Source organism: Streptomyces sp. E11-3 (assembly GCF_046540415.1).
GTDB lineage: Bacteria > Actinomycetota > Actinomycetes > Streptomycetales > Streptomycetaceae > Streptomyces.
The window spans coordinates 2,446,501-2,464,295 of sequence record NZ_JAZGRL010000001.1 but is presented as its reverse complement, the minus strand read 5'-3'; the positions used below and the strand labels follow the sequence as shown (position 1 = coordinate 2,464,295).

Here is a 17,795-nt window from a genome sequence, read left to right as displayed (position 1 = left end):
TGGTATCGCTAGGCAAGGGGATCAGCTTGCGCAAGCTCTCGTACTTCATCGCCACGTCGATCGACGGCTTCATCGGCGCCCCGGACGGGGACGCACAGTTCTTCACCCAATGGGTGGACGAGGAGTACTTCGACTACCTGAAGGCGGAGTATCCCGAGACCCTCCCCACTCAGGGGCGCGTCCCGCTCGGCATCGACGACCTGAAGAACCGGCACTTCGACACGGTCATTCAAGGGCGGGCCAGCTATGACCTCGCCCTGCAGGCCGACTGCACCAGCCCGTACGCCCATATGCGGCAGTACGTCGTATCCCGCTCCCTCACGCGGTCACCGGACCCGGCGGTCGAGATCGTCTCCGGTGACGTGGCCGCGAAGGTCCGCGAACTCAAGCGTGAGGGCGGGCTCGGCATCTATCTGTGCGGCGGCGCGAACCTGGCCGGCCAGCTCGTCGACGAGATCGACGAGCTGGTGATCAAGACCTATCCGACGTTCCTGGGCTCCGGGATGCCGCTGGCGGACGCCGGCTTCGCGGTCAGGGAGTTCACGCTCGACTCCGTGAAGTCGTTCGGGAACGGCGTGGTGGTCACCACGTACAGCAGGAAGCGGTAGCAGGAACCGGTAACGGGAAGCGGTAGCACGTCTGGTCGGGGGGTGGAATCGGGCCTAACGTGGATGTATGGCCAAAGAAGCGGGTCGTGCGGGTCGTGCCGAGTCCTCGGAGACCGGCTATGTCTGCCCGGTCTGCAAGCAGCCGGTGCAGACGGTCATCAAGCGGCGCAAGATCCTGGGGGCGTGGGTCCCGATGTGGATCGCCGGACCCTGCCAGAACGCCGACTGCGAGGCGCGGAGCGACGACGAGGCCGCGGGGGCTCACCATCGGCCGGAACCGTCGGGAGAGCCGCCGGAAGAGCCCGCGGAACGGTCCTGAGGACTCTTCCCGCGATTCCCGCGATTCCTGCCGAGAATCTTTCTGGGATTCTTCTTCGGGATGTCGAAAAAGCCGGTTCCGCTCCGACGTCTCAGGTGCCCGTCACCCGTAAGGGGGTGACACAGGCAACCGACAACAGGGAGCGGACTCATGAAGTACATGCTGATGGTCCAGGGCACACAGGCCGACTACGAGGCGATGAGCGGCAAGCCGTCCGCGGCCAGCCCCGCCTGGAGCGAGCAGGAACTGCAGGCGATGTACGCCTACATGGGCAGCATCAACGACGACCTGGCGGAGTCCGGTGAACTGGTGGACGGCCAGGGACTCGTCGAGCCTGCGCAGACCCGGCTGATCACCCCGGACAAGGACGGTAGGCCGGTCGTCTCCGACGGCCCGTACGGCGAGACCAAGGAGGTGCTCGCCGGGTACTGGGTGGTCGACTGCGCCTCGCTCGACCGGGTCACCGAGATCGCCAAGCGCGTCTGCGAGTGCCCGGTGCCCGCGGGTTCGCCCGTCTACCCGGTGGTCATCCGGCCCATCCAGGACGCCGGTGGAGGCGACTGTTGACAGAGCCGGACGCCACGCTCGAGGGCCTGCTGCGCCTGCACGCGCCGCAGGTCCTCGGTGCGCTGGTACGCCGGTACGGGCACTTCGACCTGGCCGAGGACGCCGTACAGGAGGCGCTGCTCGCCGCGGCCGGACAGTGGCCGAAGCGCGGCGTCCCGACGAACCCGCGCGGCTGGCTGATCAGGGTCGCGTCCCGACGGCTGACAGACCTGCTGCGCAGCGAAGAGGCGCGTCGGCGCCGTGAGCAGACCGCCGCCGCCCGCACACCCCGAGACGCCTTCACCACGCCGCCGCCTGGCGAGAGCCGCGCCCCCTCCGAGGACGACACGCTCACCCTGCTCTTCCTGTGCTGCCACCCCGAGTTGTCACCGGCCGCGCAGATCGCGTTGACCCTCCGGGCCGTCGGCGGCCTGACCACGGCCGAGATCGCCCGCGCGCTGCTGGTGCCCGAGGCGACCATGGCTCAGCGGATCAGTCGGGCCAAGCAGAAGGTACGGGGTGTCCACTTCCGCCAGCCGGGGCCCGACGACCGGGACCAGCGGCTCGCGGCGGTCCTGCAGGTGCTCTACCTGATCTTCAACGAGGGCTATACGGCGACATCCGGCAGCGCGCTGCGCCGTGCCGACCTCGCGCGCGAGGCGATCCGGCTGACCAGGTCCGTACGCCGACTGCTGCCGCGGGACGGGGCGGTGACCGGGCTGCTCGCGCTGATGCTGCTCACCGATGCCCGCGGCCCCGCGCGCACGGGGCCGCACGGCGAGCTGATCCCGCTCCACGAACAGGACCGCTCCCGCTGGGACCGGACGGCCGTCGCCGAGGGCGTACGCCTGGTCGAGGAGGCGCTGTCGCAGCCGCCCGTCGGGCCGTACCAACTGCAGGCCGCGATCGCCGCGCTGCACGACGAGGCGCCCCGCGCCGATGACACCGACTGGCCGCAGATCCTGGCGCTTTACGACCTGCTGGTGCGCTGTGCGCCCGAGCCGATGGCCGAGTTGGGACGGGTCGTGGCGGTCGCGATGGTACGGGGGCCGGAGGCCGGACTCGTCGAGTTGGGCAGGCTGGAGGATGCGCTGAAGGGGCACTACCGGCTGGACGCGGTACGCGCCCACCTGCTGGAGACGGCGGGCGACAGCGCGGGGGCCAGGGCCGCGTACCAGGCGGCCGCGCTGGGCACCGGCAGCCTGCCGGAGGCGCGCTACCTGCGGATGCGGGCGGCCCGGCTGGCGCGTTGATCCCTGTCGGGGCCGTGAGCGGCCGCCGCCTGTTCGGGGCGTTGTCAGTGGTGCCCCTCATGATGGGCGTACGACGGATCTCCAGGGGAGGTCTGATAAGCCACGGGACGGGGGAGTGGACCATGCGCAAGGCCACAGTGACGGGTGAGGGAGATCTGATCCGCTGGGTCGAACTGCCGGGGCGGGAGCCGGTTCGGGTGTACGTGCACGGCCTCGGGGCCTCGTCCCCGGCCTACTTCACCGAGGTGGCGGTCCATCCGCTGCTGGCCGGACACCGCTCCCTGCTTATCGACCTGCTGGGCCACGGCATCAGCGACCGGCCGACGCACTTCGACTACAGCCTGGAATCGCACGCCGATGCCCTGGCCGCAGCCCTGGACGCCGCGGGGGTCACCGGTGCCGAACTGATCGCGCACAGCATGGGGGGTTCGGTGGCCATCGTGCTGGCCGCCCGGCACCCGCACCTGGTCTCCCGCCTGGTCCTCGTCGACGCCAACCTCGACCCGCTCCCGCGCGCCCCCGCCTCCAGCGGGAGCAGCGGCATCGCGGCCTACAACGAGGAGGAGTTCCTGGCTGGCGGTTGGGCCGAGGTGCGTGACCGGGTCGGCCCGCACTGGTGGTCCACCATGCGCCTGGTCGGCCGGGAGGCGCTGCACCGCAGTGCGGTACAGCTCGTCCGCGGCACGACTCCCACCATGCGCGAACTCCTCCTGGACCTGAAAATACCCCGCGCTTTCCTGCTGCCGGAGTCCGACGGACCGCTGGCGGGCGGTGCGGCGCTGGCTGCCTCGGGAGTCTCGGTCGTCCCCGTCCCGGACTGCGCGCACAACATCATGCTCGACAACCCGGAAGGCTTCGTCCGCGCCACGGCGGCGGCGCTGGCAGAGCCTGCCTGAGCCGCAGGCCAGGATTTCGCCAGACGCCTTACGGAGCCTCGACGCCGGAGATCCGGTACTTCCGTACGTCCGCCTCGATGAGCTCGGCGGTCTGCTCGGACGACGGGCCGCTGCCGCGGAACTTCTCCAGGGCGGCGTCCGACTCCCACCGCTCGTACACGTTGATCCGGCCCGGATCGACCAGATCGGCGCAGAGCGCGAAGTCCAGACAGCCGGCGGCTGCCCTGGCCTGCTCGACGATCGGGCGGCACCCGGCCAGGTACCGCTCGCGGGAGTCGGGGTCGACGTACAGAGTGCCGGAGATGATGAGCATGGGCGGCCTTCCGTGGACGGTGATGCGTACAGCTGTCTCGTACGGGGAGGACCGTGCGGCGGGGCGGAACTCATCGGTCGGCAGGGAACTCCACGGAGAGCGAGGTCAGGAGTTCTTGAGCGCGGCCAGCGTGGCTCGGGTGTCGGACTTGAGCGTGTCCACGACGGCGGCGGGGGAGGGCGGGGCCGACTCGTCCGAGTCGTTCGAGAACGAGGCCCAGCGCACCTGGTAGGTGAACCAGCCGTCGCGTACCGCGAGGATGATCGAGGACGGGTCGTCATCATCGTCCTCGTCCTGAGTCTCGGTGACCACGTACGCCTCGTCGCCGAGGCCGCCGACGGACTTGACCTTGTACTTGAAGCCGTCGAACATCTGGTCCTCGTATGCCTTGTAGGTCGAGGCGAACTCGGGCTCGGGATCGGCCTTCTTGTGCCAGGTGGCGGTGGCAGAGAGGTAGCCGCTCGTCGAGTATTCGTCCCCGCGGCTCGACTCGCGGTCTGTGAAGCCGCGGCTGCACTGGCTCTGGTCGATCGCTTCCTGCTCGGAGTTGTAGCTGGTCGGCTTGGTGTCGCTCTCGAACTTGTAGCGCTTCAGGAGGGAGTTGTGCGAGGTGGTCTCGCACAGGTCCGCCGGGAGCCGGTAGCCCCGGAGGTCCGCCTGGTTGCCGATCGTGCCGGTGGCGAAGAGCGTCCCCGCCCAGAGCGCCGAGGCGACCACCGCGCCGCCGAGCGCCCACTGCCAGCCCGTCAGGGGCTTGCGAGCCGGGGGCGGCGGCTCCACCGGCGGCGGCCCGCCGAGCACCAGCGGAGGCAGCTCGTGCGGCTCGCCGGGCACCGGCTGCTGCTGGTACGGGTTCGGCGAGGCGGCCGCGCCGGGCTGCTGCTGGTGCGGGTTGTGCTGGTACGGATTCGGCTGGGACCCCGGTATTGACATGGGCGCAATGTATCCGGAAGCCCTACTTGGGCAGCGAGGAAGGGGTGAGGAGTTGGGCACGCAGCTCGGAGATCAGCGAGGCGTCGATGCCGACGTGCTTGACCGCGTAGTCGTGTACCGAGCCGTAGGTCTCGCTCAGGTCGGACAGGAACAACCGGATGACGTCCTCCGGCGCCCGCCCGTAGCCGGGCCAGCGCAGCGTCCGGCCGGGATGGTCCGCCTTCCAGTCGGCGACCAGCCGCTCGGTGGCCAGTTCGGTGAGCGCGAAGTCGGCGGCGATGTCGTCCTCGCTCACGCCCAGAAGCGAGAGGACCAGGGCGGCCAGCAGGCCCGTACGGTCCTTGCCCGACGCGCAGTGGAAGACCTGAGGCTCGCTCCCGTACGCGATCACCCGCAGGGCTTCGCGGAGTTCCACGGCCCCGTCCAGGGCCACCTCCGCGAACCGGTCGGCGAGATAGCGCCAGGGGTCGAGCGCGGGGTCGATCTCCGCCTGGTCGTAGGGGCGGTGCTCCACACTGAGGTTGACGTACGCGAGCGCCGGGTCGTCGGGGACGCGGCCCTTCCTGGCGATCTCCCACGGGTAGCGCAGGTCGATCACGGTACGTACACCCAGGGCGCGGAAGCGGTCCAGGTCCGCTCCCTGAAGCTTGGACAGCGCGTCCGACCGGTACAGGCGGCCCCAGCGCACCATGCGGCCGTCGTCGGCGCGATACCCGCCCAGGTCACGGAAGTTGTGCAGGCGCTCGAACGCCAGATGTCTCGTCACCCGTGACACCCTAGAGATCTTCGCCCCACCGGGCTGGGCCTCTGGGCGCCTTACCCGCGGGCATCAGTGTTGTCACGATCGGCGCACCCCGCCTTATCGGCGGCGTGACCCGTGGTGTGGGATGACCAGGACCAAGCAACACGATCAAGCCAGTCAGCAGTAATCAGCCATCAGTAATCAGTCATCAGCGACAGAAAGACAGAGGGGGAACCGTGGCACGAGCGCGGGCAGAAAGCCTACGGCGCGTGGCCTCGTCAGTGGCCGCCGGTACCAGTCCGCGGCAGGCGGCCGAGGAGGAAGTACGGCGCCGCGCCGGTCGAGGCGGCGGCGCGACGCGGGCCGGCGCGCAGGCCCAGGACTTCGCCGAACAGGAGCTGTCCGAGCCGCAGGAAGAAGGCATGGACCCGGCCGACTTCCCGGCCGCCCGTGAGCAGGGCGGCTCCATCGCCACCGTCATGGCGCAGCAGACCGTCCCCCTGGACGACGCCGGGGAGACCCTCAACCGCAGCGAACAGCAGCGCGATGGCCGCGAGATGGTGCACGCCATCTGCCCGATGGTGATCCCCAAGGGCCGTTCCCTGATCAGCATGCTGCCGGTGCTGCTGCTCCTGGTGATCGGCGTCGTGGGCACCATCGTCGTCTCGGCGACCGGCAGCGACGTACTGCTCAACCCGCTGTTCGGCATCCACTACTGGGTGCTCGCCATCCTCGCCGTGGCCTTCGTCTGGTGGCGGCAGGGCATGGTGATGGTGCCGGACGGCAGCCAGGCCATGATCACCCGCTTCGGCAAGCTGGAGAAGGTGGTCGGCCCCGGCCGGGTCATCCTGCTGAGCCCCTGGAAGCGGGTGTCGTACATCGTCAACACCACCCGTGAGTACCCCTTCAACGCGCCGGTGCGCGAGGCCCCGACCAAGGGCGGCGTCAAGGCGTCGATCGACCTGTTCATCCAGTTCCGGATCAGCGACCCCAGCGAGTTCGTCTACACCCTGGGCGCGGTGCGCGGCTTCGAGGAGAAGCTGAGCAACGCCGTCAGCGAGACGATCCGCAGCCTGATCTACGAGCAGGAGGCGGCCGGGATCTACGACATGGTGGGCGAGGACACCGGTCGGCTCCTGGAGCAGCTGAACCAGCAGTTCCGGCCCGCGGTCGAACTCACCAACGCCAACATCACGCACGCCGAGCCCTCCGACCGCAACTACCGGATGGACCTGGCGGCCCCGGAGATGGTCCGCGTCGCCAAGGAGGCGTACACCCACGAGTACGCGCTCCAGCTCCGCAAGGAGCAGGACGAGGGCGACCTGACCAAGGAGCTGGCCACCAGCCACGAGACGCTCTCCGCGATCCAGGCGGACATCGCCCAGTACCAGGCGCAGATGGACACCGCCGTGGAGCGCGAGACCAACCGCGCCCAGGCGCTGGCCAGCCAGCGGTACGTACAGGCCGAGTCGGAGGCCAAGGCGAACGCGGCGCTGCTGGAAGCGCAGGCGCTCGACATCCGCGCGGTGACCGCGGCGGAGGCACCCGAGATCCTCGAATACCGCTACCAGCAGCAGGTCCTGGACACCCTGGAGGGGGTCGCCGACCACCTGCCGAGGCTGGTCAGGATCGGCGCGGACGGCGTCGACGGCGGCGCCGGGGTCGACTTCCTGGCGCTCGCCAGGGAACTGGTCGGCGAGCGGGGCGCGGAGCTGTTCACGGACGCCGACATGGCCGCCGTACGGGCCAGGCTCTCGGAGGTGTCCAGCCGTATCAGCGAGCGGCAGGCCGAGATCGACACCCTGCTGGAGGCCGAGCGGCCGACCGTACCCGCGGCGCCGGTCGTCCCGACCGAGCCCGGGGGCGACGGCCCCGCAGACCCTGAGACACCCGAGAAGCCCAAGGGCGACGAGCTCGCCGAGGAGGCCGGCGAATGAGCACCGCGCGTATGAGCCAGAGGTCGGTCATCTCCGAGGCCGTGGCGTCCTGGAGCGAGATCCCCCAACTGCTGCGCGGCGGCGAGGCGGGCACCCTGGTGCCGGTCATCATCCCGCGCCACCGCCGCAAGCTGTGGTGGATGCTGCCCCTGTGGATCGGCGTCTTCGCCCTGCTGAGCGGCGTGATGCTGTCCATCAAGGAGGCCGACTCGGGGACCGTGGGTGACGTCGCCTACGGCGCGCTCGCCGGGACCGCGTACGCCGTCGGCGTCGTCCTGCTGCTGGTCGGCGCGCTGTGGTGGTGGCGCTCCTCGATCGTCGAGATCGAGCAGGGCACCCACGGCATCCTCACCCGCTACGGCGCGGTCACCCGCACCCTGGAGCCCGGCCGCCACTACCTGTGGCACCCGTGGTCGCGGGTCGACTTCGTCGTGGACATCGCCACCGAGATCCCGTACTCGGCGCCCGTGATGGCCTGCCCGACGCAGGAGAACGTGCCGCTCAGGTCCATCGAGTTCTTCCTGAAGTTCCGCATCAACGACGCGGTGCTGTTCGTCCGCACCATCGGCGCCGGGAACTTCGACCTGGTGCTGTCCAGCGCGGTCCAGGACGCCATCCGCCAGCGGGCCCGCATGGTGCGCACCGAGCGCGCCTACGACCTGCGCGGCTCGGACGTCGCCGACATGCAGGAGCTGCTCAACCGCCAGCTGTCCCGGTACGGCGTCCGCATCACCGGCTCCAACATCCCCGAGGTGCAGCTGCCCACCCAGTACCAGCAGCACCTGGCGACACGGGAGCGGGTCGCCAAGGAGCGCACCGCGTACGAGCAGGAGTGGGGCCTGACCCGCAAGCGCCGTATCGACAGCCTGGGCATGGACATCGAGCGGGCCAAGAAGGTGCGCGACGCGCGCATCGTCGAGGTCAAGGCCGCGCTGAACAAGGCGCGCGAACAGGTCGCCCAGCTCCTGGAGGAGCAGGAGACCAACGCCCAGCGGGTCCGCTTCGAGATCGAGACCCGCGGCCGCAGCGGACTCATCTCCGCCGAGAACGAGGCCAAGGCCCAGCGCCGGCTCGCCCAGGCCTACCGCGACAACCGCGCGGTGCTCCAGTACGAACTGGCCCGCCGCCGCCTGGACGTGGGCGCGGAACTGGCGACGAAGGCCCCGCAGCCGGTGGTCGTACGCACCGACGCGGGCGGTGGCGGCGACACCTCGGCTCTGTCGACACTGCTCGCCGCGCAGCTGCTGCCGCGGATGACGGAGCTCCCGGCGCTGAACTCCACGCCGCACACCGCGTTCGGGACCGAGCCGGACGACGCGGAGTGAGCCGGTCACAGCGGCCCTGAGGGCTCCGTACGGCACCCGACCCCCACGCGGGGGGCCGGGTGCCGTACGCGTACGGGGGCCCGGTTCCGTGAACTGTGTTCCGGCAGAGGTACGTTGGGCCGATCTGAACATCTGAACAACCGAGGCGTCTCCGAACAACCTGACGAACCACGTGACGAACGACGCGACGAAGGGCATGAAGGACATGGACACCGTTCATCGCTGCTGCCCGGGATGCGGCGTCGAACTCGCCGCCCTGCCCGGAGGAGTCTGCGGCTGCGCCGGGCCTTTCACGGCCGAGCAGGTCGACCCGATGCACATACGCCCGTACGCGGCCGAGCCCCCGCCGCCCGTGCTGTCGGCGCCCCTGCCGCCCTACGTGGACCACGAGTTGATGGCGGACGAGCCACCGCAGCCGTACCGCGAGCCCACCCCCGGGGGCACCCGCGCCAGGGGTTCGCGGCGCCGCAAGCCCCGTAGGCGCAAGGGGGTCTGGGTCCTGGCGGGCGGCGGGGTGGCCGCCGCCACGGCGCTGCTGTTCACTCAGGTGCTGGCCGACGGGGACGATGGCGCGCGCGGTTCGGGGGCGGCCGATCGCGTACGGGTGGACGACGGGGACCCCTCGCCGTCCGACACGGCACCCTCCGCGAGCGACAGGCCTTCGACGAGCGGCAGTCCTTCCGCCGACGCTTCCTCCGCGGAGCCGTCCCGTACCGCGGGGTCCGATCCGTCGGCGCCCGCCGCGAGCGAGCGGCAGCCGGACGGGGCGCGTACGTCCGGCGCCGCGGGCGGTGGTGCCTCGCGGGACCGGGAGCGCGCGAAGGCGCCGTCGGACCCGACGGCGTCCCAGGGCGGGGACAAGGGCCCCGCTAGGCGGGGCAACGGCGGCGGCTCGGGAACCGTGCTGCGGCCGGGCGACAGCGGTGCCGGGGTCACCGAGCTGCAGCGGCGGCTGAAGCAGACCGGGTACCTGGCCAAGAGCGCGCCGGAGGACGGGCAGTTCACCACGACCGTGCAGGAGGCGGTCTTCCGCTACCAAGCGGGCCGGGGGATTCGCGGCGACCGGGACGGGGAGTACGGAAAGAACACGCGCCGGGCACTGGAGGCCGAGACCGCTGCATGAGTCTTGACGCCGTCCCCTGACGCCACCGCCCGAGGCCGTCAGCCCCGCCGACGCCCCCGCAGCGCCAACTGCACCGCGCGTCCCAACCCCATGACGCCCACCAGGGCCACCACCGGCATCCCGACCAGCACCACGAACCCACCGCCGATATTGGCCCCGATCACCTCAGCCGTCACCACCCGGTGTCCGACGGCCGCGGCCGCACCCGCGCCAAGCAGCGGCCCCAGCGCGGACCACCACACGGGATCCATCCGCCGTGTCAGGGTCCAGTCCACGAACAGCGGCACCGTACCGGCGAGGGTCACGAACGAACCGGCGCCGACCGCCCGCTCGACCCCGCGGGGTATGTCCCACGGCCGTACCGCGAAGTCGGGGTCGGCCACGTCGTCCAGGGTCTGCTGACCGACGAGCCACCAGACCGCGACCGTGGAGGAGAGGAACAGCAGCACGGCGGCGACCAGCATGACCCAGCCGGGCGCGCGGCTCAGTGCGGTCTGCCGCGGTGGAGCTGGCGGAGCCGGAGGGGGCGGGCCAGTTGGAGGGGTCATAAGTCCACAGTGGCCCATCGGACCGACAGCGGCCAGGCCTCGGAACCACGGAGCCGAGTCAGCGGGCTCCGGCATCGGCGACGGCAGCGCTGAGCGGGAGCACGGCCTGGACGTGGAAGCCGCCGTCCGGCGTGGGCCCCGCGTGCAGGGTGCCGCGCAGCTCCGCCACCCGTTCGCGCAGCCCCGTCAGCCCGTGGCCACCGCCCTCCGGCAGGTCCTGGATGCTGGGGCCGCCCGCCGCTAGGTCCCGGACGGTGGGACCGGTCGCCGGGGTGGTACGCACCGTGGCCCGCAGCGCGTCGGCGGACGCGTCGTGCTCCACGGCCACGTGGACCCGGCTGCCCGGGGCGTGCTTACGGGCGTTGGTGAGGGCTTCCTGGACGATCCGGTACGCCGCCTGCTGCACCGGCAGCGGACAGGCGCCGGACCCGGCCAGGTCGGTGTGCAGCCGTACGGAGGGACCCGCCGTCTCGATCAGCGCGGGCAGGGCCGCCAGGCCGGGTGCGCGCAGGGCGCTGACCGCGCTGCGGAGCTCGGCGAGCGCGTCCTCGGCCTGGCGCCGCACGGGGTCGCCGGGATCGCTGCTCAGGGCGATGAGGCTGAGGTGGTGGGCGACGCTGTCGTGCATCTCGCGGGCGATCCGGGTCCGCTCGGCCATGGCGGCCCGCTCGGCGGCCAGTGCCTGCCCGCGCTCCCTGCTCAGCGCCAGCTCGGCCGCTTTGGCGGCCAGTTCGCGGCGCGACGAGGCAAGCAGCCCGAGGCTGACGGGGGCGAGTGCGAGCATCGCGGCGCCCAGCAGATCCAGGGTGACGTCCTCCCAGGCCCAGGAGAGGGGGCCCAGATGCGGCCAGGGGTAGAAGGCCACCGCGCACACCACGCCCGCCCAGACCCAGGGCTCCGCGCGGTGCCGCGGCGTCGCGGCCAGCCTGTAGAGGGCGAAGATCGTGGGCAGCCACAGGTAGCCGCTGGCCAGTCCCGGTAGGGCGAGGACCAGGACCGTACGGGGAAAGCGGCCTCGCACGACGAGTGTGAGGGCGGCCACGAGTGTCCAGCCGAACATCCAGCCGGGGCCCCAGTCGCGGGTGGCGACGGCCTCCACCAGGGCCAGGGCCACCAGGGCGGCGTCGGTCGCCCGTCTGAGCCAGCGGGCGCTCACGCCAGCCCCGCCCGCTGGGCCACGGTGGCCAGGGCGACCCGGCTCGACGCGTGCAGCTTCCGCTTCAGCGCGGAGATATGGGTCTTCACGGTGGTGACGCCGATGGCCAGCTGCTCGCCGATGTCCGCGTTCGACAGGCCGATGGCGAGCAGCGTGAGCACCTCGCGCTCGCGTGGCGTGAGGTGCGCCAGCGGTGTGCCCTCGGTGGCCGCGGGCTCCGGCGGGGCGGTCAGTAGCCGGGTGAGGACGGCGTGGCTGCCGCCCGGGGTGCAGACGACGCCACCGGCGGCGAGTACGCGTACGGCCTGACCGAGCAGGGCGGGCGCGCTGTCCTTGAGCAGGAAACCGGCCGCGCCACCGGACAGCGCCAGCTCCAGCTGATCCGGGACGTCGAAGGTGGTCAGCATGCCGACCGGGGGCGGCTGCGGCAGCTTCCGTATCGCGGTCAGCAGGGTGAGCCCGTCGGGGGCGGGCATCACGATGTCCAGCAGGACGACGTCGGGCGCCGTGTGCCGCACGGTGTCCAGCGCCGCGAAGCTGTCGCAGACGGAGACCTGGAAGCCGTCCTCGGCCGCCAGGAGTCGCCGCAATGCCTCCCGCACCAATTCCTCGTCGTCCACGACAAGTACCCGGATCACGGTGTCCCCGATTTCCCTCAACACTGACAGCACCGACTTATGTACGTTTTGCACAGAGCGGACCGGAACCGCGGCCTCAAGTAGGAGCGTACGACTCCTCCCCAGGTCCGACGCCTCGGCCCGTACCGCCTGCGACGATTGATCACGATCCCCCGCACGGCCGCGAGCGGGGCGCTTGACCAGCGCCATGCACCTCGGGCCGTGCGAACGGGGACCCTTGGGTACGGCCAGGGGGTTCGGGCACTCCACGGGGGGTTGCCGATCGTCGCGTCTCGCGTCACGGGCGCCGATCGGCCAAGGCCCGGCCCCGTGGCCGCCGTCAGATCCTGATTCTCAGCCTGGGAGCAACCGCGCCTCGGCAGGCGGCAGCTTGCTCCACCAGTGGTCGTAGCGGCCGTAGACCCGCGGCTCGCGGTCGGCGAGGAACGCGACCAGCGAGCGGGCCTCGTCCGCGAGTCCCTCCCAGGCCTCGTCCGGCAGGGGATGGAACGCGGTCGCCTCGATTCCTCCCTCGGCCGGGCGCCACACCCCGGCGACGTAGCCGTCGACCAGCAGGGTCGGCAGTACGTCGCCGTTCACGCGGGTCACCAGCTTGCGGTACTCGGGTGGGACGATCCGGCTCCGGTCGTACGAGGCGAGCAGGACGCTGTCCCACATGGCCATCAGCCTCGGCGGTGCCGGGGTGTCATCGGGCGGGCGCGGGGCGCCGGGTACGTCGAACAGCTCCGTACCGTCGGGCCCTTCGAGCCGCTCCAGGTCATCGGAGAGTGCCTTCAGGGCCTCCCTGGCCCGGCCCCGCTGCACCAGTGCGAACTGCGCCACGTCCGCCACCGAAGCCGGCCCGAACCCCTCCAGACAGCGCAGGACCAGTGTCCGCAGCGCCGTCGCCGACGCGTCGTGGTCCGCGAGTACGGGCCGCGGCTTCGCCGAGACGTACGACGGGCGGGCGCCGAACGACCACGGGGCCGGGGTGGGGGCGTGCAGCAGCGGCGCGTACCCGCGCAGCCCCTGCCAGGCGCGGGGATGCGGCGGGGCCGCGATCCGCTCCTCGACCCAGGCCTGCAGCTCCGCGGCGGTCCGCGTCCGGTCGGCGTACGCCAGCAGCTCCGGGACCAGCGCGTCGGCGTCGGCGACGGTCAGCCCGGACGCCTGGAAGCGGCTGTCCAGCCTGCCCGCCCGCAACGTCGGCTCCACGGCCTCCCGCAGGGCCCGGTAGTCCTCGGCGTGCACCGCGTGCAGGGTGATCCGCATCAGCGTCGCCTTGACCACTTCCCGCTCGGCGAAGGCGGCGTCGAGGTCGGCCGGGTCGAAGTCGGTGAGCCGGTTCCACAGCGCGACGTACGGCGAGGCCGGCTGCTGCGCCTGCAGCGCGACCACCCGGCGCACCGCGTGGCCGACGCCGAGCGACTCGCGCCGCAGCAGCAACTGCCGGGCGAGCAGGGAGCGGTTGAGCCCCCGCGCGGTGATCTTGGTGTCGCTCATGTGCCGAGGAAGGCGAGTACCCGCCGGCTCAGCAGCGCGGCGGCGTCCGCGTCGTACGACGCCAACGAGCTGTCGGCGAACAGGTGCTGGTCGCCGGGGTACAGGAACAGCTCCCCGTACTCGGCATCGCCGACCAGCGCCCGGGCGGCGTCGAGGTCGCCGTCGCCCACGAAGAACGGGTCGGCGTCCATCGCGTGCACCTGCACCGGCACCTCGTCGGGCCAGCCGGACCCGAACTCCGCCACCGGCACACAGGCATGGCACAACAGCGCCCCGAGCACACCGTCCCGCGTCTGCGCCAGCCGCTGGGCCGGCAGCACCCCGAGCGACAACCCGACGTACACCAACGCGCGCGGCAGCCCCTCGACCGCCCGTACGCCACGCTCGACGACCTCAGCGAACCCGATCTCCTCGGCGTGGCCCGCGCCCTCCTCCAGCGTGGCGAAGGTGCGCCCGTCGAACAGGTCGGGCGTGTGCACGGTGTGCCCGGCGCGCCGCAACGCGTCGGCGAAGGCGACGACGCCGGGCGTCAGCCCCTGCGCGTGGTGGAAAGGCACTACCTCGGTCAACTTGTGCACTCCTGTTCGCAGTTCGCTCCGTTCGGAACCCTAACCCTGCGAGAGTGCACCGACCCCTAGGCTTTTCTGACGACCATCACCACGCCCGCCGCCACCAGCCAGAGCGCCATCAGCAGCGGGGTGAGCCACCCGCTGACGGGGCCCGCCAGCGACAGTACGGCCACCACGAAGCCGGCCCATGCCAGCCACTGCGGCACCGCCCCCGGCGTCGTGCGGGCGGCCCGCCACACCGCGAACAGCATGACGGCCGCACCGGCCATCGCGCCGATCATGGCGCCGTACCCCACGTCCAGGAGCAGGATGGCGATCAGCGCGGTCCCCGGAACGACGTGGAACGCGTCCGAGTAGTTGGCCGTGATGGCGAAGACGTTCGACGAGATCGCCGCGACCATCAAGGACACCGCGAACACCGTGCCGCCCGTCATCACCAGGGTGGCCCGGCTTCCGGCGGCGCGGGTCAGCGCGGCGAGGAAGAAGAGGAACAGCATGGCCGCCCCGAGCAGTATCAGGGCCTCGGCCTCCGCCCAGTGCCGGTTGCTCTCCTTCGAGTAGAAGGAGATGACCTCACGGACCGCGTCCTTGCCCGAGGTATCGGGGGTACGCCACCCCAGCAGACCTCCGAACATCAGCAGTCCGCCGGAGGCGATCCCCGCGATGCCGGGCCACAGCGCCCGGCCAGTGGTGGGTTCTCCCCCCTGCGACGCCATCATGATGGCCTCCCGCGCGAGAAATCCCCGAGTCTGGGTGTTTCGGATACGCGGCCTAATTTTCTCACGTCTGCGCAGAAGGGGCTCGGCCGATGCTCGGCCGAGCCCCTTCAAAAAGCCCGCTGACCTGCGATGGTGCACCGATCGCGGGTCACCGTCGAACAGCCCTGGTTCAGGCCTTCTTGGTCTCCCAGAAGATCTTGTCGATCTGGGCGATGTAGTCCAGCGCCTTCTGGCCCGTGGCAGGGTCCGTCGAGCCCTTGGCGGCCGAGAGGGCCTTCAGGGCGTCGTTGACCAGCTGGTGCAGCTCCGGGTACTTCTCGAAGTGCGGGGGCTTGAAGTAGTCGCTCCACAGCACCGAGATGTGGTGCTTGGCGAGTTCGGCGCGCTGCTCCTTGATACCGATGGCGCGGGCCTGGAAGTGCGCGTCGTCGTTGGCGGCCATCTTCTCCTGGACGGCCTTGACCGACTCCGCCTCGATACGGGCCTGGGCCGGGTCGTACACGCCGCAGGGCAGGTCGCAGTGGGCGCTGACCGTCACCTTGGGGGCAAACAGGCGGGAGAGCATTGAGCTGTCCTTCCTCGTGATCGTCTTCTCAAGGTGCGACATTACTCCGTGGGGGAAGGGTTTTCGCGGGTGCCCCCGTGGGCTTAGGACAAAAGTCCAGGGGCGGACTGGGTCCGGTGGAGGATGGGACGGCACACTGGTGGGGGATCGGACCAGGAGGTGTCTGATGCGGGAACAGGAGCGCGAGCCGGGGCGCGCGGGGGACGCGGTGCGCGGGGCCAGGGTGCCGTTGGGGATCGCCGAAGTGCACGGGCCTTCGATGGTGCCGACGCTGCGGCACGGGGACCGGCTCCTCGTGCACTACGGGGCGCGGGTGCGCCCCGGTGACGTCGTGGTGCTGCGCCACCCGTTCCAGCAGGACCTGCTGGTCGTCAAGCGGGCCGTGGAGCGGCGCGACGGCGGCTGGTGGGTGCTCGGCGACAACTCCTTCGCGGGCGGCGACAGTACGGACTACGGGACGGTGCCCGTGGAGCTGGTGCTGGGCCGGGTCCGGCTGCGGTACCGGCCGAGGGGCGCCGGGGGCGAGGCGGCTCAGGGGGCGTTGCGGTCGCTGTTCGGGCTGGTGTCCTGGGTGCTGTCCGCGGCGCGGCCGGTGTGGGCCGACCGGTCGGCCTCCTCGCGCTTGCGGGCGCGGTAGGCGGCGACGTTGGCGCGGGTCGCGCAGCGGTCCGAGCAGTAGCGCCGGGAGCGGTTGGTCGAGGTGTCGAGATAGGCGTTGCGGCACGGCGCCGCCTCGCACAGGCCGAGGCGGTCGACGCCGTACTCGGTCAGGTGGAAGGCGAGGCCCATGGAGGCGATCGCCGCATAGCCCGCCGTCGCGTTCGACGGGTGGTCGGCGAGGTGCATGTGCCACAGGGGGCGGCCGTCGTCGTCCCGGTAGTCGTGCCCGGAGATCTGCGGGCTGACCGGGAACTCCATCAGGAGGGAGTTCAGCAGGTCGACCGCGAGCGTCTCGTCGCCGCCGTCCGCCGCCTCGAAGACCGCGCGCAGCCTGGCCCGTACCGAGCGGAAGCGGGTGACGTCGGCGTCGGTCGCGCGCCGGGCCGCCGAGGTGTTGTCGCCGAAGAGGTCGCGGACCGCCTCGACCGTGGTGAGGACGTCCTTGCTGCGGCCCGGTTCCTCGCTGTTGACCAGTCGCACGGCGTAGTCGGAGTAATAGGCCAGTTCCACTTGTAGTCCTTACGGGGTCGGGCTATCGTCGGTGCTGTCAGAGTAATGGGTGAGTCTGGCTTCAGGGTATTACCTGGAGGTGAGGGAGGGCTATGATGACCGAGCCGACGCGTACCGCCGCAGGCACCGACTGGCGCGCCTGGCAGGACAGCTGGGACCGGCAGCAGGAGGCGTATCTGCCGGACCGCGAGGAGCGGTTCCGGGTGATGCTGGACATGGTCGAGGCGCTGGTCGGCCCCGAACCCAGGGTCCTGGATCTGGCATGCGGTACGGGCAGTATCACCGACCGGCTGCTCAAGCGGTTCCCCAAGGCGGTCAGTACGGGCGTCGACCTCGACCCCGCGCTGCTCGCCATCGCCCGGGGCACCTTCGCGGGCGACGACCGGGTCACCTTCGTTACCGCCGACCTCAAGGACCCGCGGTGGACGGCCGCGCTGCCGTACGACTCCTACGACGCCGTGCTCACCGCCACCGCCCTGCACTGGCTGCACAGCGGCCCGCTGGCCGAGCTCTACGGGCAGCTGGCCGGTCTGGTGCGCGAGGGCGGCGTCCTCATGAACGCCGACCACATGCCCGACCCGTCGACCCCGCGGATCAACGCCGCCGACCGCGAGCAGCGGCACGCCCAGACGGACCGTGCCAAGGCCTCGGGCGCCCTGGACTGGAAGCAGTGGTGGGACGTGGCCGCCGAGGACCCGGTGCTCGCCGAGCCGACCGCCGAGCGGTTCAGGATCTACGGCGAGCACGCGGACGGCGACACCCCGCCGGTCGAGTGGCACGCGCGCGTACTGCGCGAGAAGGGCTTCGGGGAGGCGCGCGCGGTGTGGGCCTCGCCGTCGGACGCGCTGGTCCTCGCACTCAAGTAGGCGGCCAGGCAGGCAGCCGAGCAGGCAGCGGCAGGCACACGCGGAGGCGGGTAGGACCCCAGGGGTGCCGGACCCCCCCCCCGGGGT

At 71.3% G+C, this 17,795-nt stretch carries 21 protein-coding genes; 10 read left to right on the top strand and 11 right to left on the bottom strand.

The window, feature by feature from the left end; genetic code table 11:
- Nucleotides 1-26: 26 nt before the first annotated feature.
- From U9R90_RS11020 to U9R90_RS11000, 5 genes are all read left to right on the top strand, one after another.
- Entirely contained in the window at nucleotides 27-608 is a 582-nt protein-coding gene (locus U9R90_RS11020) for a dihydrofolate reductase family protein (protein WP_411056240.1), read from the top strand.
- A 67-nt stretch (nucleotides 609-675) separates the two neighbouring features.
- Nucleotides 676-927, top strand: a complete 252-nt coding sequence (locus U9R90_RS11015; protein ID WP_411056239.1) for a hypothetical protein — start codon at nucleotides 676-678, stop codon at nucleotides 925-927.
- 150 nt (nucleotides 928-1,077) lie between these two features.
- On the top strand, nucleotides 1,078-1,494 hold the full coding sequence (locus U9R90_RS11010; protein WP_411056238.1) for a YciI family protein: 417 nt from the start codon (nucleotides 1,078-1,080) through the stop codon (nucleotides 1,492-1,494).
- Nucleotides 1,491-2,726: an RNA polymerase sigma factor gene (locus tag U9R90_RS11005; protein WP_411056237.1), complete on the top strand. Its 1,236-nt coding sequence runs from the start codon at nucleotides 1,491-1,493 to the stop codon at nucleotides 2,724-2,726. Before U9R90_RS11010 ends, U9R90_RS11005 begins: the two co-directional genes overlap by 4 nt.
- 122 nt (nucleotides 2,727-2,848) lie before the next feature.
- Nucleotides 2,849-3,622 (top strand): alpha/beta fold hydrolase, encoded by a 774-nt coding sequence (locus U9R90_RS11000; protein WP_411056236.1) that lies wholly within the window; start codon nucleotides 2,849-2,851, stop codon nucleotides 3,620-3,622.
- Nucleotides 3,623-3,650: 28 nt separating this feature from the next.
- Here U9R90_RS11000 and U9R90_RS10995 read toward each other — a convergent pair whose 3' ends face one another.
- The 3 genes from U9R90_RS10995 to U9R90_RS10985 all read right to left on the bottom strand — a co-directional run bounded on the left by U9R90_RS10995 (nucleotide 3,651) and on the right by U9R90_RS10985 (nucleotide 5,634).
- Nucleotides 3,651-3,935, bottom strand: a complete 285-nt coding sequence (locus tag U9R90_RS10995) for a putative quinol monooxygenase (RefSeq protein WP_411056234.1) — start codon at nucleotides 3,933-3,935, stop codon at nucleotides 3,651-3,653.
- A 105-nt stretch (nucleotides 3,936-4,040) separates the two neighbouring features.
- Entirely contained in the window at nucleotides 4,041-4,868 is an 828-nt protein-coding gene (locus tag U9R90_RS10990) for a hypothetical protein (RefSeq protein WP_411056232.1), read from the bottom strand.
- 22 nt (nucleotides 4,869-4,890) lie between these two features.
- Complete coding sequence (locus U9R90_RS10985) at nucleotides 4,891-5,634, bottom strand: tyrosine-protein phosphatase (protein WP_411056230.1); 744 nt, start codon at nucleotides 5,632-5,634, stop codon at nucleotides 4,891-4,893.
- Between the two features lie 212 nt (nucleotides 5,635-5,846).
- Here U9R90_RS10985 and U9R90_RS10980 point away from each other — a divergent pair, with 212 nt between their 5' ends.
- The 3 genes from U9R90_RS10980 to U9R90_RS10970 all read left to right on the top strand — a co-directional run bounded on the left by U9R90_RS10980 (nucleotide 5,847) and on the right by U9R90_RS10970 (nucleotide 9,995).
- The gene (locus U9R90_RS10980; RefSeq protein WP_411056229.1) at nucleotides 5,847-7,547 is read left to right on the top strand and encodes an SPFH domain-containing protein; all 1,701 of its coding nucleotides are present in this window, start codon (nucleotides 5,847-5,849) and stop codon (nucleotides 7,545-7,547) included.
- Nucleotides 7,544-8,872 (top strand): SPFH domain-containing protein, encoded by a 1,329-nt coding sequence (locus U9R90_RS10975; protein ID WP_411056228.1) that lies wholly within the window; start codon nucleotides 7,544-7,546, stop codon nucleotides 8,870-8,872. The genes U9R90_RS10980 and U9R90_RS10975 overlap by 4 nt, the downstream gene beginning before the upstream one ends.
- Before the next feature lie 172 nt (nucleotides 8,873-9,044).
- On the top strand, nucleotides 9,045-9,995 hold the full coding sequence (locus U9R90_RS10970; protein WP_411056227.1) for a peptidoglycan-binding protein: 951 nt from the start codon (nucleotides 9,045-9,047) through the stop codon (nucleotides 9,993-9,995).
- 38 nt (nucleotides 9,996-10,033) lie between these two features.
- Here U9R90_RS10970 and U9R90_RS10965 read toward each other — a convergent pair whose 3' ends face one another.
- The 7 genes from U9R90_RS10965 to sodN form a co-directional block, all read right to left on the bottom strand.
- Complete coding sequence (locus tag U9R90_RS10965; RefSeq protein WP_411056226.1) at nucleotides 10,034-10,459, bottom strand: hypothetical protein; 426 nt, start codon at nucleotides 10,457-10,459, stop codon at nucleotides 10,034-10,036.
- A gap of 142 nt (nucleotides 10,460-10,601) precedes the next feature.
- Nucleotides 10,602-11,699 carry a sensor histidine kinase gene (locus U9R90_RS10960; RefSeq protein ID WP_411056225.1) on the bottom strand — a complete coding sequence of 366 codons (1,098 nt, stop codon included), beginning with the start codon at nucleotides 11,697-11,699 and terminating at the stop codon, nucleotides 10,602-10,604.
- Complete coding sequence (locus U9R90_RS10955; protein ID WP_411056224.1) at nucleotides 11,696-12,337, bottom strand: response regulator transcription factor; 642 nt, start codon at nucleotides 12,335-12,337, stop codon at nucleotides 11,696-11,698. The genes U9R90_RS10960 and U9R90_RS10955 overlap by 4 nt, the downstream gene beginning before the upstream one ends.
- 333 nt (nucleotides 12,338-12,670) lie before the next feature.
- Nucleotides 12,671-13,819: a winged helix DNA-binding domain-containing protein gene (locus U9R90_RS10950; protein WP_411056223.1), complete on the bottom strand. Its 1,149-nt coding sequence runs from the start codon at nucleotides 13,817-13,819 to the stop codon at nucleotides 12,671-12,673.
- On the bottom strand, nucleotides 13,816-14,388 hold the full coding sequence (locus U9R90_RS10945; RefSeq protein ID WP_411056222.1) for a dienelactone hydrolase family protein: 573 nt from the start codon (nucleotides 14,386-14,388) through the stop codon (nucleotides 13,816-13,818). The genes U9R90_RS10950 and U9R90_RS10945 overlap by 4 nt, the downstream gene beginning before the upstream one ends.
- A gap of 65 nt (nucleotides 14,389-14,453) precedes the next feature.
- A complete protein-coding gene (locus U9R90_RS10940) occupies nucleotides 14,454-15,107 on the bottom strand; it encodes a hypothetical protein (protein ID WP_411056221.1) in 654 nt (217 codons plus the stop codon).
- A 169-nt stretch (nucleotides 15,108-15,276) separates the two neighbouring features.
- On the bottom strand, nucleotides 15,277-15,672 hold the full coding sequence (sodN, locus tag U9R90_RS10935) for a superoxide dismutase, Ni (RefSeq protein ID WP_411056220.1): 396 nt from the start codon (nucleotides 15,670-15,672) through the stop codon (nucleotides 15,277-15,279).
- A 166-nt stretch (nucleotides 15,673-15,838) separates the two neighbouring features.
- Here sodN and sodX point away from each other — a divergent pair, with 166 nt between their 5' ends.
- Complete coding sequence (gene sodX, locus U9R90_RS10930) at nucleotides 15,839-16,309, top strand: nickel-type superoxide dismutase maturation protease (RefSeq protein WP_411056219.1); 471 nt, start codon at nucleotides 15,839-15,841, stop codon at nucleotides 16,307-16,309.
- Here the strand turns inward: sodX and U9R90_RS10925 are convergent.
- Complete coding sequence (locus U9R90_RS10925; RefSeq protein ID WP_411056218.1) at nucleotides 16,204-16,842, bottom strand: CGNR zinc finger domain-containing protein; 639 nt, start codon at nucleotides 16,840-16,842, stop codon at nucleotides 16,204-16,206. The genes sodX and U9R90_RS10925 overlap by 106 nt on opposite strands.
- 95 nt (nucleotides 16,843-16,937) lie before the next feature.
- Here U9R90_RS10925 and U9R90_RS10920 point away from each other — a divergent pair, with 95 nt between their 5' ends.
- Nucleotides 16,938-17,708 carry a class I SAM-dependent methyltransferase gene (locus U9R90_RS10920; protein ID WP_411056217.1) on the top strand — a complete coding sequence of 257 codons (771 nt, stop codon included), beginning with the start codon at nucleotides 16,938-16,940 and terminating at the stop codon, nucleotides 17,706-17,708.
- Nucleotides 17,709-17,795: the final 87 nt, after the last annotated feature.